The sequence below is a fragment of the Corynebacterium sp. HMSC06C06 genome (assembly GCF_001807295.1).
Classification (GTDB): domain Bacteria; phylum Actinomycetota; class Actinomycetes; order Mycobacteriales; family Mycobacteriaceae; genus Corynebacterium; species Corynebacterium striatum.
Window position 1 is genome coordinate 70210 of sequence record NZ_KV788458.1, and the last position, 12206, is coordinate 82415.

The 12206-nt window shown below is 57.8% G+C and carries 10 protein-coding genes and 2 pseudogenes; 5 read left to right on the top strand and 7 right to left on the bottom strand.

What is annotated here, in order from left to right; genetic code table 11:
* Positions 1–152: 152 nt before the first annotated feature.
* Genes murJ through HMPREF3153_RS00725 form a run of 3 tightly spaced genes read right to left on the bottom strand, consistent with a single transcriptional unit; the run spans position 153 to position 5922 of the window.
* The gene (gene murJ, locus HMPREF3153_RS00715; RefSeq protein WP_070419747.1) at positions 153–3293 is read right to left on the bottom strand and encodes a murein biosynthesis integral membrane protein MurJ; all 3141 of its coding nucleotides are present in this window, start codon (positions 3291–3293) and stop codon (positions 153–155) included.
* A 20-nt stretch (positions 3294–3313) separates the two neighbouring features.
* Entirely contained in the window at positions 3314–5341 is a 2028-nt protein-coding gene (locus tag HMPREF3153_RS00720; RefSeq protein WP_070419748.1) for a DUF6049 family protein, read from the bottom strand.
* A complete protein-coding gene (locus tag HMPREF3153_RS00725) occupies positions 5338–5922 on the bottom strand; it encodes an NUDIX hydrolase (protein ID WP_070419749.1) in 585 nt (194 codons plus the stop codon). Before HMPREF3153_RS00725 ends, HMPREF3153_RS00720 begins: the two co-directional genes overlap by 4 nt.
* A 28-nt stretch (positions 5923–5950) precedes the next feature.
* On the opposite strand from HMPREF3153_RS00725, the gene HMPREF3153_RS00730 reads away from it, so the two are divergent.
* The 4 genes and pseudogenes from HMPREF3153_RS00730 (at position 5951) to HMPREF3153_RS00745 (ending at position 9008) form a co-directional block, all read left to right on the top strand.
* Positions 5951–7354 (top strand): CCA tRNA nucleotidyltransferase, encoded by a 1404-nt coding sequence (locus HMPREF3153_RS00730; RefSeq protein WP_070419750.1) that lies wholly within the window; start codon positions 5951–5953, stop codon positions 7352–7354.
* A gap of 3 nt (positions 7355–7357) precedes the next feature.
* The gene (locus tag HMPREF3153_RS00735) at positions 7358–7954 is read left to right on the top strand and encodes a YqgE/AlgH family protein (RefSeq protein ID WP_070419751.1); all 597 of its coding nucleotides are present in this window, start codon (positions 7358–7360) and stop codon (positions 7952–7954) included.
* Between the two features lie 17 nt (positions 7955–7971).
* A complete protein-coding gene (locus HMPREF3153_RS00740) occupies positions 7972–8676 on the top strand; it encodes an AzlC family ABC transporter permease (RefSeq protein WP_070419752.1) in 705 nt (234 codons plus the stop codon).
* Positions 8676–9008: pseudogene (locus HMPREF3153_RS00745) on the top strand (branched-chain amino acid transporter permease). The gene HMPREF3153_RS00740 and the pseudogene HMPREF3153_RS00745 overlap by 1 nt, the downstream one beginning before the upstream one ends.
* On the opposite strand, the gene HMPREF3153_RS00750 reads toward HMPREF3153_RS00745, so the two are convergent.
* Complete coding sequence (locus tag HMPREF3153_RS00750; protein WP_070419753.1) at positions 9005–9316, bottom strand: hypothetical protein; 312 nt, start codon at positions 9314–9316, stop codon at positions 9005–9007. The pseudogene HMPREF3153_RS00745 and the gene HMPREF3153_RS00750 overlap by 4 nt on opposite strands.
* Entirely contained in the window at positions 9313–10272 is a 960-nt protein-coding gene (locus HMPREF3153_RS00755; protein ID WP_049160488.1) for a bile acid:sodium symporter family protein, read from the bottom strand. The genes HMPREF3153_RS00750 and HMPREF3153_RS00755 overlap by 4 nt, the downstream gene beginning before the upstream one ends.
* A 28-nt stretch (positions 10273–10300) precedes the next feature.
* Between HMPREF3153_RS00755 and HMPREF3153_RS00760 the strand changes: the two are divergent.
* A pseudogene (locus HMPREF3153_RS00760) lies at positions 10301–11365 on the top strand (NADH:flavin oxidoreductase/NADH oxidase).
* A 119-nt stretch (positions 11366–11484) separates the two neighbouring features.
* On the opposite strand, the gene HMPREF3153_RS00765 reads toward HMPREF3153_RS00760, so the two are convergent.
* Positions 11485–11856, bottom strand: a complete 372-nt coding sequence (locus HMPREF3153_RS00765; RefSeq protein WP_046646428.1) for a Rieske (2Fe-2S) protein — start codon at positions 11854–11856, stop codon at positions 11485–11487.
* Between the two features lie 38 nt (positions 11857–11894).
* Positions 11895–12107, bottom strand: a complete 213-nt coding sequence (locus HMPREF3153_RS00770; protein WP_141740886.1) for a hypothetical protein — start codon at positions 12105–12107, stop codon at positions 11895–11897.
* Positions 12108–12206: the final 99 nt, after the last annotated feature.

Consider the following 12206-nt stretch of genomic DNA (forward strand, 5'->3'; position numbering starts at 1 on the left):
AGCGCGGTCGAAACTGTCGTTTGTTGATGTAACAACATATAGCTTACTCGCGTCACTAAATTAGTCAACGCTTGAAGTAATTTTGCTATTCCCAAAAGGGAACGCCACCATGCCTGAGCTGGCATGATGGCGCTATAAGGGGATGAATAAAATTAGGACAAGCCCACGGTTTGTAGTTCGGAGACTGCGACTTTGCCGTCGAACATGATGAGGACTCCGTCGAAGCCCTCTTGCACCTTCTTCAGCTCGATGTCCTGCTTGCTGGCGCTGAGTTTGCCCTTGGCCAGCTCGGTGCCCTCGGGGTTCTCCGGATCAAACTTGTCAGTGTTCACGCCATAGACGGTGAACTTAGTGCCCGTGGAACCGTACTGGCTGACCTGCAGCACGTGCAGCTGAGTCGGCTTCTCCAAGGTAACGAGTGCGCCCTCGGCGATGTCTACTCGCGCGGAACCCTTGCCGTCGACGAGTGCCTTCTGTTCCTTGTTATCCGGAACAGTGAACGCTGACTTTTCCTTGAGTAGCACCGGCGGGGTGTTCGGGAAGCTGGTCACGGTCTGCGTTGGCTTGGTTACGGGTGACTCCTCCCCCACCAAAGACATGATCCACGCGGTCAGTGCAGCCATACCCACAACAAAGATGGTGGCAAAGACGCCCAAGATGATCGCGCCCGATCCCGAGTAGCCGCGGCCACCGAAGCCTGGAGTGGCTTCAGGAGCTTCGACCTTTTCTTCATGCACTTCCAGAGTCTGCTCAGTCTCGTTTGCATATGCATGCAAGACCTTTGCGCGCTCCTCGAGCGACTGCTCAGAATGTGCAACGTCGCGTAGTTCCTGTGGCGTAGATGCCGTGGATTCGGTCAGCAACGTAATGGTGGAGTTGATTCCATCGACGTCCGTTTCCACACTATTGCGCTCGAGTACGGCAGGGAACGCCAGCTTGGCGACGCCGTCCGTAGCGATACGGATGCGGTTGCGGTTATCGATACCCAGTACAAGATCGTGCTCGTGCGCTGTAGTTGCGGCGTCGACCAGCGGAGCGAGCGCACGTGCTACTGCACGCGGATCGAGGTCGCCTTCTTCCGCAACCGTCTTAAGCGGCGTGCCCTCAATCCAGTCGGCCACCACAAGGCAACCCTGGCGGTAGGACAGAATCTGGATGTTGGATGCCACCGCTTCCAATCCAAGCTCGGCGAGTTTGCGGGTGTTGCGAGAAACGTCGGCAGAACGACGTGCTGCCACTGCTGGGGTTGCCGGAGCCATCGGAGCCTCGCCCGTTGTGTCTACGAAGGTCAGGGAAACGACGCGGCTGGTGGCTTGTTCGCGGGCCTTCCAGAAGCGAGCGCCGGGGACCGAACCGTAGTCGGCAAGGAGGCGGAAGCGTCCGTCGGATACTGGAGCACCTGGTACCAGGCGCGGGCCGCGGACAATGCCGGCCGACATAGGCGGTGGGACTGGCGAGGAGTTGAACGCATCCTGGTTGAAGATCGGTTGGATTTCCTGGATCTCCGGCTCCTCGACCTCGATGGCTTCGGCGTCGTCGATCTTGATAAGACGGTTCATTCCCGGAATGCGCTGCAGCTGGCGGCCCAGGTTGATAACCTCTGGCAAGCCGGAGCGTGAGAGCACCAGGCCAGTTGCAATAACGAAGGCAAGTCCTACCACCATCAAGCGGATGAGCTCGACGAAAGGCGGTAGGGAGTCCGGTAGAACGAGATTGATGACCATGTTGAGGACAAAGGCCACAACGAGGCCAGCTACGGAAGACAACGTGGCCCACAAGGTGGTGCCCAGGACTTCCTTTCCACCGAGGCTGCCCAGCTTGCGTTTGAGGAGGAAGCCGCCGATGACCGCACCGGCAATGAAACCAAAGCCGTTTGCCGTACCCAGAAGAATAACAACGCGCTCTGGGGAATCCGCCACGTGTGGTGCGAGCATGGATAGAACAACCTTGGTGAAGGTAATTCCGGCAATGATGAAGGTCGGTGTCCAGGCTTCTTCACGGGCATAGAACACGCGTAGGTGCAGTAGCACCAACGCATAAGGAATAAGTGTAAATGCCGAGAAGCTGAGGGTTAGGCCCAGCAGCTCAGCGGCATCTGCGTCAAAGGCACCGTACTGGAAGAGGCCGCGGGCAATCGGAATGCCGAATCCGGTCATAAAGATGACGATTGGAATCAGCGCGATGAAGGTCAGCTTGGTGCCTAGGGTGAGATCGCGTACGACTGCCTTGACGTCACCGTCCGCTGCATTGCGGGACAGGCGTGGCATGATTGCGGTGAGCAACGTGACGCCAATAACGCCATATGGAACCTGCAGCAACAGCCATGCCTGCTGGTAAGTAAAGGGAGCACCTTCATCTGCCTGCGATGCAATACGCGAGGTGATGATGTAGCCCAGCTGGGATACGGCAACGTAAGCCACGATCGCCATGGCCATGCCGCCGAACTGCTTGAGGCGATCGTCCAAACCCCACAGCGGTTTGAGGTTGATTCCTGCCTTCTTTAAGTATGGGAACAAGATCAGGCATTGGACAATGACACCTAAAGTGGTACCCAGTGCCAGCAAGAGAACGTGAGGGTCAGAAACCGGAGATGGTGCCTCTGGGTGCAAGGACCCTGGTACCACTTGATATGCCACCAGCACCGCGATGGAGATGATGTTGTTGACCACCGGTGCCCAAGCACCAGGTCCAAAAACATTCTTGGTATTGAGTACCGCTTGGAAAAGCGCAAAGAGGCCGTAGAAGAAGATCTGCGGGAGAAGTAGATATGCGAAGGACGTTGCCTGGGTGGCATTAACCTCGCCGTCATCTGTCAACATAATGGTTGTCAGTTGGGGCGCAAAAATGCATGAGGCCACCGTGACAATACCCAGCAAAGTGAACGCCAAGGTAAAGAGGCGACGTACAAAGTTCTCTCCCCTATCCGCGTCTTCCTTCTCGGCACGCACCAGGACTGGGACGACCAAGGAAGTTAGGACAGCTCCGAGGACAATCTCAGTGATGAGGTTGGGAAGTTGGTTCGCTGTGGTGAATGCGGAAGAAATCGCGGGACCGAGCGACGAACCGATGAGAACGTTGCGCAGGAAGCCTGTGATGCGGGAGATCAGCGTGGCAATCGCCATGGATCCGGTGGCGCGAACAACCGCGCCGTCGGAAGTAGCAGTCTCTACATGTTCGCCTTTCAACGCGGATTTGTCTTCCGCCACTGGCATCGGTGCAACCCTCTTTTCCGGCACAGGTGCCGGCGGCGTGGGCGTCACAATGCGACGACGAGAGCCATTTTCATTAGTCATAAAAGGAACTAACTATCTCTTTAGGAACTTTTCTTTTTTCTCCGCCCCAGCCGGAATAGCAGGGCCAAAATGAGAGTTAGAGCGGCGATGGCGCCGACTCCGTACACGCTTACGATACCGGCACGGGTCTGAACTGCGATATTTACCGGCTCGGAGATGGCCTGTTTGGACGGCGTGGCCAACCACAAGCTGATGTTAGTTCGGTCGACGTTAGGCATGTTTGCGGTCATGGATACCGTAATGGAACCCTTTGCCGGTATGCGCACGCGCGACGGAGTGTTAAGCGTTGCTGTTTCAGATTCGTAGATCAGCGAGGCGTCGACAGGCAGCGGAAGCCCGTTTTCTGCCACGATGAGCAGCGGCGATGACTCCGAGACGCGCGTGTAAACGTTGCCAGGTGGGATCAGCGACACTGAGGAGCGCAACGTGCGCAACACCTTAGATTGCTTGCTCAGGCGGTCGTTGAAGTCACCCGACAGCGCCACAAGGAGGTCGCGGCGTAGTGGGAGCGTGAAGTCGTAGCGCGTCATCGCAATAGCCGGATCGTTGACCATGATGTTGGTCAACTCGTCCGTGTAGCGCGCCTGCTGTTCCACGCGCACGATGTCGGCGTCACTGAAAGCAGACTCGTCCTCATAGGGCGTGCCCAATGGGCGGTCGGTCTCTTCAAGTGGCAGATCCGTCACCGCACGGGGGCGCACCTTTCCGGCGTCCAACAGCTTCGTTGCTGTGTCGAGGACCTGCTCCCCTGTTTCCGGGCTCAGATAGTTCGGCAGCTTTGCCACCACGTCACCCTCGGATGCCGCCACGCTAACCGACGCCGCGCTGGTCAAGGCCTGCGAGGCCGGCGAGTCTTGCGCGAAATCATAGCGCAGGAAGGGGTTCGTGTAACCTGCGCCGGGGTTTAGCAGGGAGCCAAGAGAGGCGTCGAAAGTGGCGGCCTGACCCACCCAACCGGTGTTATTTGCTACGAGCGCCGGCCGCTTAAATTTGTGGTTTACGTACCCTGAACTGGGAAGCAGCAATGTGGACGTGGGTTTGCCCACGATGTCTTCGTAAGTGCGATTGAGCGCCTCGTAGGTGAGGAAGTCATTATTAACATGAGCTACGGCATTAATGTCCGTGTTTGCCCACGGCAGCGGCATGTGGCACTGCAGGTTTTGAAGGCGCTCGATCCAAGCCTTGGCATCGGCTGCTCCAGTACCCGGCTTGCCGCGCTGCGAAGCGTCGTCATTGAACCAGGAGTCACGTAAGCGCTTGGGGCGCTCGGCGATGGAGGGACGCGTGTCATTGACCGTGTAGCCTTCGGCCATGCGGTTTACGGTATCCACTAACGCGGGATCCAGTGCGACGCAGCCTGCGCCTTTGAGATCGTGATCGAGGTAGGAATCCAGCAGCTTATCAAGGCGGCCGCCTTCGCGCAGCTCCTCCGCCAGGTGATCATCGCTCAAGATGAGCGACTCTCCCCCGGTTTCTCCAGGCACGATGTTGATCTCCGAGGTGATCGGGTAAATCACTGTCAGTGCGTTCGGTTCTTCGGGCAGATCCGCGGCATCTTCTGTTTCAGCGCTTGGTGCTTTCTCGGCGTTGAATTCAAAGATCATCCGCTCGTCGGCGAAGCTGTTGGCTTGGCCCTCCTGTATTCCCGTTAGGGTGAACTGGAGCGGGTAGTTTCCCGGCTCCGTCATGGCCAGCGTGGGTTCCTGCCCCAGCGAGAGCGGGACCTTGAAAGTTACTTCCTTGGTCTCACCAGGATCGATTGAGCCTATGCTTTGCGACGCCCCATAATACGGGTAGGCGCCCGCCGCCAGCTCTTCCTGGGCCTGCTCGGTGGTTGACACCGCATCGTTGCGGCGGCTGTTGATCTGGAGATCCTCCACCTTGTTCTCGGTGGGATTGTGAATGCGGAAGGTCGCTTCCATGACCCCGTCTTCGGTGGCTTCAGAAAGCAGATCGAAGTCGAGGGTGCCCGGAAGTCTGGTTTGCGCTTGCGCAGGAACCGGGGCTGCTAATAGGCCTGCGAGTATCAGCGCTGAAAGCCGCTTCACCGCGGAGTCGCCTTTCCTGCGGCGGCTTCCTTTCGTGCCAAGTCCGGCAAGAGGTCATGAGCGATGCGCGCCAGCTTGCGTTCGTCGGCGTAAGCGAGGTGCTCGATGAGCTCCGAGACAGGAACCCACGAAACCTCGGTGACTTCTGGATCCTCGTCGTTAAGGATGCCGTCGACAAAGCGCAGCAGGTGATGGTGCACCGTCTTGTGGATGCGCACCCCATCAGAGACGAACCAGTAATCGATCATGCCCAGGTCCGCAAAGACCTTGCCGTGAATGCCGGTTTCCTCCCAGACCTCACGCTCAGCGGTGACGTGTTTGTCCTCACCGTTTTCCACGTGCCCCTTCGGCATGGACCACAGCAGGCGGCCGCGCCGGTCGAGGCGGCCGATCAGGGCTACGTAAATGCGCGAAAGATCGACGTTGTCTCCGTCGACTGCCTCAGCGAGCCCAGACACGACAAGTCCACCCGCGGAGGTCTCATCACGCGTTGTCATGCGCGTGGTGGAGTTGCGCTGCGGGCGCCTTTCCGGGCGGCGGCCGCGACGCCGCCTGCGGGAGCCTTGTTCGTGCTTAGTCATCCTTGCTAATCGTAGTAGACTCACACCCGTGAATTTTCAGGACACTCAGCTAAACGGCGTTGAAACGACTCTTGCCTCGCTCAGTGGCCTCGCAGAGCAATTACGAGCTCGCGGAAACCGGCTTTACCTCGTCGGCGGTTCCGTGCGTGATGCGTTGTTGTCGCGCTTGGGCCACGATCTAGATTTCACCACCGACGCTCGCCCCGAGGTGGTCCAGGAAATCCTCGATGGATGGGCCGAGACTGTCTGGGACACAGGCATCGACTTCGGTACCGTCTCGGCTGTATATAAGGGACAGCAGATCGAGATCACCACGTTCCGCTCCGACTCCTACGACGGGGATTCCCGCAATCCGGAGGTTGTCTTCGGTGATTCCCTGGAGGGCGACCTCGTGCGTCGTGACTTTAAGGTCAATGCCATGGCCATCGAGCTCAAAGAGGATGGTTACGAATTCCATGACCCCATGGGAGGGTTGACGGATCTCAAGAACAAGATCCTCGATACCCCGGATAAGCCGGAGATCTCCTTCCACGACGATCCGCTACGCATGCTGCGTGCAGCGCGCTTTGCCTCTCAGCTGGAGTTTGACGTGGCCGAGCGCGTCAAGACCGCGATGACTGAGATGTCGGGTGAAATCCGCAGGATCACCGTCGAGCGCGTGCAGGTGGAGCTCGACAAACTCATGTTGGGCAAGAACCCGGAAACCGGCATTGAACTGCTGGTTGATACGGGAATTCTGGATCATATTTTCCCCGAGATTCCTGCCCTGCGCATGGCTCCCGACGAGCACGCGCAGCACAAAGATGTCTACGCGCACTCGCTCACGGTCTTGCGCCAGGCCATCGATCAGGAGGAGGAGCCCGACCTGATCCTGCGCTGGGCGGCGCTGCTTCACGACGTCGGTAAGCCTGACACGCGTGACACCACCGACGGCAAGGTGACCTTCCACCACCACGAAGTCGTTGGTGCGAAGTTGGTGCGCAAGCGCCTGCGGAAGCTGAAGTACCCCAAGGCCACCATCGAGGCCATCGGGCAGCTGGTGTACCTGCATATGCGCTTCCATGGCTTCGGCGAAGGTCAGTGGACCGACTCCGCTGTGCGCCGCTACGTCACCGATGCTGGTGACCTGCTCCCCCGCCTCCACAAGATCGTGCGCGCGGATTGCACCACCCGTAACGCCAAGAAGGCACGGCGCCTGCAGCGCACCTACGACTATCTTGAGGAGCGCATCGCTGAGATCGCCGCCAAGGAGGACCTCGCCCGCGTACGTCCTGACCTCGACGGTAACGAGATCATGGAGATCCTCGGGCTCAACCCAGGGCCCGAGGTGGGTCAAGCGTGGTCCTACCTCAAGGAGCTGCGCTTGGAGGAAGGACCCCTCGAGCGTGACGTTGCTATTGCGAAGCTGCGCGAGTGGTGGGAGTCTAGGTAGAACATGTATGCCGACAGACTTTTCAACGCCCTAGAGCGCAACGAACCAGGACCGGGTCAGCTGCTCGTCGCCGCGCCGGGAACGCTTTCCCCTGAGTTTGCTCGCTCCGTCATCCTTGTCATTGAGCACAATGACATGATGACCTTTGGCGTGGACCTGACCAAGCGCTCGGAGGTGGCCGTCTTTAACGTGCTGCCCGAGTGGCTGCCGGTCGTGGCTAAGCCCCAGGCCCTGTACATCGGTGGACCGCTGAATCAACAGTCCGTCGTGGCCCTCGGAATGGCCAAACAGGGCGTTCGCATCGAGGAGCACCCGCAGCTCAACAAGTTGGCCCCGCGTCTCGTTCATGTCGATTTGCGCTCAGAACCCGAGGACATCGCTGAACTCGTGACCGGCGCGCGGCTTTTCGCCGGCTACGCCGAGTGGGGCCCTGGCCAACTCTCGGAAGAGATTGAGCGGGGCGATTGGTACGTGGCTCCCGCACTTGCTCAAGATGTCCTGACACCTGGCGCGGCGGATCTGTGGGGCGACGTGATGAAGCGCCAGCCGATGCCGCTGCCTTTGTACTCCACTTACCCTGCGAACATCGACGATAACTAGTGTTCTAGTATTTCCTCATGCGCGAGGAGATACTGAAGGGACTGAAAGATACATGGGCGGTGGCCGTGGGTCTTGTCCCACTCGGCCTCGCCTTCGGAATTTTGATTGTCCAAACCGGCTTCGCATGGTGGTGGGCACCCATTTTTTCGGTGGTGATTTACGCCGGTTCGATGGAGTTTCTCGCAATCAGCATGGTCACTGGTGGAACGAGTGCGATTACCTCGTTGGTCACCGCTTTCATGGTGAACTTCCGCCACATCTTTTATGGCCTCACGTTCCCGCGGGACAATATTAAGAGCTTCTTGGGCCGCGCCTATTCCACGTATGCCCTCACGGACGAGTCTTATGCCATCGTTTCCGCCAAGCCGCGTGACGAGCGATTGTCCGGTGTCCACATTCTCACCATCCAGGTCTTTTGTCAGTTATTGTGGGTGCTCAGCGGCATCGTGGGTGCGCTGGCTGGGCAGATTATCCCGCCAAACGTTAAAGGACTCGAGTTCGCTCTCGTGGCGCTCTTCGTAGTTTTGACCATGGATTCTTTTCAAACCAATAAGGACTACTCGCTGCCTTTGTCTGCTGCAGTCTGCGGCATTCTCGCCACGGTGCTCTTTCCTGGCCAGGTTCTCATGGTGGTGTTGGTGGCTTATTTCTGCTTGCTCCTCCTACGCTACTTCTCGCCGCGTCTGGATTCTGCGATGGTGCTGCGAAAGGGTGAGCGCTAATGCCAGCCGGTGTAACCCTCTCCATGGTCGCTGCAGTCCTCATCCCGATCTGCATCGTTACCGTGTTGCTTAGGTAGCTTCCCTATTACTTCATCAAGGAGCTCAAGGGCAGTCAGTTTATTGGCCTGCTTGGAATGACGATGCCTGTCGGCGTTATGACAGTGCTCGTGGTCTATACGGTCTTTGGGCAAAAAGAAGCGCCCGGCGGAATCCTCGCTGCTCTGATTGGTGTGGCGATTACTGCCGGGCTGCACTGGTGGTGGAAGGACTCCGCCCTGTCCATATTTGGCGGCACCGCGGCCTACATGGTGCTGGTTAATTTCGTATCCTAAAGCTCTCCGTAAAGAGCCACTGCTTCGCGCCACAGCGCCGCGAAGTCGTCAGCGGAAATGTGCTCTGCCGTGATGTCGGGGAAGTCGTTGTAGGTGTTGGGATGTGGCACCTGGCGCTGGGGAATGTCTGCGTTTCCCACGGCTTTGGAAGGAGTGGCTGCGCCTGCGACGGCGTCGTTTGGCGCCAGCGCAATCATGCGCAGCATGGTGCAGGTATTAGCATCGACCTCTTCCATCTCCGCGATGTGGATGGCGGAACCTACGCCGGGAACTTCCATGGTGGTGCGGACGTACATCAGAGTGCTCATGACTGCCCAGCATACCGGGCCGCGAGCCAGGAGCAGATCATGAGCTGAACCTGGTGGTAGATCATGAGTGGCAGAATCAGCAGGCCCAGCGAGGTGCTGCCGGAGGCGAAGATGACCGAGGCCATCGGTAGTCCTGTAGCGAGGGACTTCTTAGAACCACAGAACTCGATGGCAATGACGTCTGCGCGGGGGAAGCCAAGCTTGGAGCCCAGGATCCTGGTAAGCCAGAGCATAAAGGCAACCATCAAGATCGATAGGACGACTAAGAACACAATCTCCCAGATGCTGATTGAGCCCCAGATGCCATCGACTACTCCCTTGGAGAACGCGGCGTAGACCACCATTGTGATGGAGCCGCGGTCGACAATCTTCGTGCCTTTGCTTGCTGCGAAGTCCTTGACCCACTTACGGGTTAGCTGGCCGAGGATGAATGGTGCAAGCAACAGGAGGCTGATTTCGACGAAGACTGAGCTGTCGATAGAGATGCCATTTCCAGCGCCCATCAGAGCCATGACCAACAGCGGCGTCATGATGACGCCCACTAGGTTCGATGCCGACGCTGACACGATTGCGCCGGCGATGTTTCCCTTGGCCACTGACGTAAATGCCACGGAGGACTGGACGGTGGACGGCACCAAGGTGAGGTACAAGATGCCGAGGTACATGTCGTGGGAAATGAACAGAGTTAGCGGGCGCAGAGCCAAGCCGAGGATCGGGTACAGGACGAAGGTAAACGCCAAGATAGTCAGGTGTAGGCGCCAGTTCTTCAGACCGTTGAGGGCTTCTTGTGTGGACAGGCGTGCGCCGTAGAGGTAGAACAGCAACGCGATGACCACGTTGGTCAGCGAGTCAAAGACCTCAGCAAAGTGGCCGCGTGCCGGAAAGATGATCGCCACGACCACTGCGGAAATGATGAGGAGAATAAGCGGATCTATCCTCTTTAGGCGCGAAGTCATCCTCAAAGCATATCGGTAGCATAGGCCCATGACTAAACTATTTTCTCCGATTATCCTGCGTGACTTCGAGTTCCCCAACCGTGCGTGGTTACCGCCGATGTGACAGTACCAGGCGGTAGAGGGTCTTCCGCAGGATTGGCACTTAGTTCATTACGGCTCCCGTGCGGCCGGCGGTTTTGGCCTCATCATTGTCGAAGCTACCGCTGTATCCCCCGAAGGCAGGATCTCCCCTAATTGCGCCGGAATCTGGAATGATGAACAGCGCGACAAGTGGAAAGAGATTGTCGAGTTTTCCCACAGCCTTAACGCGCCGATCGGCATCCAGCTTGGCCACGCCGGCCGCAAGGCATCGACTCATCCGATGCTGCCTGGCTATGCCCGTGGCTCGGTCCCGTTAGAGGAGGGCGGCTGGGAAACGATAGGCCCTTCCGCGATTAGCTACCCGGGTTACACTGCCCCGCGCGAGATGAGCACGCAAGACGTTGCTGCAACAGTTGAGCATTTTGCCGCTGCGGCGAAGCGTGCCGTTGAGGCCGGTTTCGACACCATTGAACTGCACGGTGCCCATGGCTACCTGCTACACAACTTCTTGAGTCCGTTGAGCAATCAGCGTATCGACTCCTACGGTGGCAGCTTTGAAAACCGCGTCCGCTTCCCTCTTGAGGTGGTTGATGCGGTTCGTGCTGTTATCCCTCAGGGGATGCCGTTGATCATGCGCGTTTCGGCAACTGATTGGGTTACTGGCCGTCTTGCCTGGGACGTGGAGCAAACCATCGAATTTGCCAGGCTCTTGCGGGAACATGACGTTGACTTCGTCGATGTTTCTACTGGCGGCAACGAGCACGCCGAAATCCCTGTGGGTCACGAGTACCAGGTGGAGTACGCCACGCGTGTTCGAGAGGCAGGGCTTCCAGTAGCAACGGTGGGTCTCATTACCGAGGCGCAGCACGCGGAGCAGATTCTTTCAGATGATCGTGCTGATGTCATTGAGATTGGGCGTGCCGCATTGAAGGACGCCTACTGGGCACGCCACGCGGCTGAGGAACTGGGTGAGCCATTGGAGCCCCTCCCCTCCTATAGCCGTGCAAAGTAATTATGATGTTTCACGTGAAACAATGGATTCACGTGAAACACTCTCATGCTTCCGGGGCCAAAAGCTCTAGATGGTCAGCGCCGTAATTCAATAGTGTTAATTTAAAGCGCTGTTGTGGCTTAAGCAGAGACGTTCTTGACGGTGGTGCCGTCCGACTCGACGCCGTACTCGGTCAGTGGCTTGGTGCCCGGGCCGTCGATGACCGAACCGTCAGCAAGGTTATAAGACGTGAAGTGGGAAGTGCAGGTGGCGGTCATGCCATCAATCTTGGTAATCAAGCTTCCCTGGTGAGGGCAGGTTTGGGAGTATGCCTTAAACTCCCCTTCTGTTGGCTGGGCAAAGATCACTTTGTCCACCATGATCGCCGATCCCACTGGGATCTCAGTGGCGGCAATCTCTGCGCTTGGCTCCTTGCCACACGCAGCAAGGTAGGCGCCGGCGAATGTTGTTGCGGTGCCGAGGAGGAACATACGACGAGAACACGTATTCATGTTTCTAGACTATCTCACTCTCTAAGCTATCTCACTCTTTAGACTTCTAGGTCCCAAGTGGGAACAGAGTCTGCGTTTGCTCCCCCGAGATCGTAAGACCCAACCTCGTTTCCGAGATCATCGTAAATGGCTAATGTAGAATCTTGTTTGTCGGCGCCGCTGGTGCCTACGTTGTTGATGATGGCGCCTACGGCGATCGCGGATACCGCTACTGCCGCGACGGCGAGGCTTTTGGTATTCATTTCTTTCATGTCATCCATTGTGCGCGCGAGTTCTGTGTGCAGCACGCTTCCGCGCCGTTTCCAAGCGGCTTGGTGCAATCTTCCCAGACTTTACCCAGCTTCAGATTT

Coding starts and splice junctions, on each gene's coding strand:
- murJ (WP_070419747.1), bottom strand. CDS start 3,293: ATGACTAATGAAAATGGCTCTCGTCGTCGCATTGTGACGCCCACGCCG.
- HMPREF3153_RS00725 (WP_070419749.1), bottom strand. CDS start 5,922: ATGACTAAGCACGAACAAGGCTCCCGCAGGCGGCGTCGCGGCCGCCGC.
- HMPREF3153_RS00735 (WP_070419751.1), top strand. CDS start 7,358: ATGTATGCCGACAGACTTTTCAACGCCCTAGAGCGCAACGAACCAGGA.
- HMPREF3153_RS00740 (WP_070419752.1), top strand. CDS start 7,972: ATGCGCGAGGAGATACTGAAGGGACTGAAAGATACATGGGCGGTGGCC.
- HMPREF3153_RS00750 (WP_070419753.1), bottom strand. CDS start 9,316: ATGAGCACTCTGATGTACGTCCGCACCACCATGGAAGTTCCCGGCGTA.
- HMPREF3153_RS00755 (WP_049160488.1), bottom strand. CDS start 10,272: ATGACTTCGCGCCTAAAGAGGATAGATCCGCTTATTCTCCTCATCATT.
- HMPREF3153_RS00765 (WP_046646428.1), bottom strand. CDS start 11,856: ATGAATACGTGTTCTCGTCGTATGTTCCTCCTCGGCACCGCAACAACA.
- HMPREF3153_RS00770 (WP_141740886.1), bottom strand. CDS start 12,107: ATGAAAGAAATGAATACCAAAAGCCTCGCCGTCGCGGCAGTAGCGGTA.